At 72.6% G+C, this 1568-nt stretch carries 1 protein-coding gene and 1 pseudogene; one reads left to right on the top strand and one right to left on the bottom strand.

What is annotated here, in order from left to right:
* Window positions 1-432: Maf family protein (locus tag D183_RS0116100; protein ID WP_017909907.1), on the top strand; the 432-nt coding region annotated here is incomplete at its 5' end.
* Window positions 433-454: 22 nt separating this feature from the next.
* Here the strand turns inward: D183_RS0116100 and D183_RS0116095 are convergent.
* Window positions 455-1568: pseudogene (locus tag D183_RS0116095) on the bottom strand (hypothetical protein); the annotation flags it as partial.

Here is a 1568-nt window from a genome sequence, read left to right as displayed (position 1 = left end):
CTGGCGGCGGCCAAGGCGGCGGCGGTCGCAGCCACTGCCGGGGAGGCCTGGGTGATCGGCTCGGACCAGGTCGCCGAACTGGACGGCCAACCGCTGGGCAAGCCCGGCAATGTCGCCGCGGCACACGCGCAGCTGGCGGCCATGTCCGGGCGCAGCGTGCGCTTCCACACCGCGGTGTGCCTGCAGCGCGGCACACGCACCCTGCACGCCTGCGACCTCACCGAAGTGCAGTTCCGCGACCTGCAGGCCGACGCCATCGCCCGCTACGTCGCCGCCGAACAGCCGCTGGACTGCGCCGGCAGCTTCAAGTGCGAAGGCCTGGGGATCAGCCTGTTCCGCGCAATTCAGACCCAGGATCCGACCGCGCTGATCGGCCTGCCGTTGATCGCGCTGTCCGAGTTGCTGCGCGAGGCCGGCTACACCCTGCCCTAGCCAGCCGACAGGTGCTGCCCTCTTACTGCAACCGGCACCACTGATACGGGAAGCGCGCCTGCCCGACCCAGGATTGGTAGATCCGACAGGACCCCGGCTGCAGCGCCAGGCCGTAGCGCACCAGTTGCTGCGCCGCCAGCGCCTGGGTCTGGCGATCCGCGGCGGCGACATCCACGGCCCGTTCCGGCAGCAGCACCCAGCGGCAACGACCGGCATCCACCTCCACGCCGGCGCGCACCGGGCGCCGCGCCAGGCGCCGCATCAGCGCGCAGTCGGGGCCGCGATCCAGGCCCAGGCGCGCGGCCACCGCATTGAGCCGCTGCAGGCGCTCGACATTGCGATCCACTTCCGCCGGCAGCATCGCGTAGCCCTGCCCGCGCGCCGCCAGCATCTCGCGGACCCGCGCAGCGTAGGCCGGCGTTTCCGGGAAATTGGAGGCGACCGACGCGTACGCCACCTGCCCGGGCAGGAACGGAACGCGCCACGACTCCGGTGCATCGCCGACCAGCAGCACCAGGCTGCGCTCGGGCTGCGGCATCGGCGGCGCCTGCACACGGAACGCCTGGCGCGCCCAGCGCTCGTGCCCCCACTCGCCCCAGCCGTACAGCGCAAAGGCCGCACAGGCGATCAGAGCCCAGCGCGCCGCCGGCGCGGCGATGCGCGCCGGCAGCAGCCGCCGCAACCCCACCCACAGCAGCAGCGGCGCCAGCAGCTCCGGCACCACCAGGTAGCGCTGGATGCTGAAGGCCGCCTGCCAGGCGAGGAAGGCCACCACCACGAACACCAGCACCGCACGCCACGCCGGCGCGACCACCTCCGCCGGCGCGGAGCCGCGCGGACGCCGCAGCATCCAGCGCAGCAGCGCCACCAGGCCCAGCAGATACAGCAGCGGCCATACCAGTTGCCGCAGGCGCACCTCGCTGACCCGGTTCGGCGCCAGCGAGAACTGCAGCGGCCAGGTCAGCCACTCCCACAGCGTCTTCGGCAACCAGCGCGTGTCGCTGACCGCCACCGGCTGCGCCAGCGGCGCCATGAAGTGGCTGTTGAACTGCGGGAACAGCGGATTGCCGAAGGTCTGCCACACCCGCAGCAGCCACGGCCCGGCCAGCAGCGCGAAACTGAGCACCGTCACCGTA

The sequence above is a fragment of the Xanthomonas sp. SHU 199 genome, from assembly GCF_000364665.1.
Classification (GTDB): Bacteria; Pseudomonadota; Gammaproteobacteria; order Xanthomonadales; family Xanthomonadaceae; genus Xanthomonas_A; species Xanthomonas_A sontii.
The sequence above is the reverse complement of the archived record's forward strand: the minus strand, read 5'-3'. Positions and strand labels throughout refer to the sequence as shown.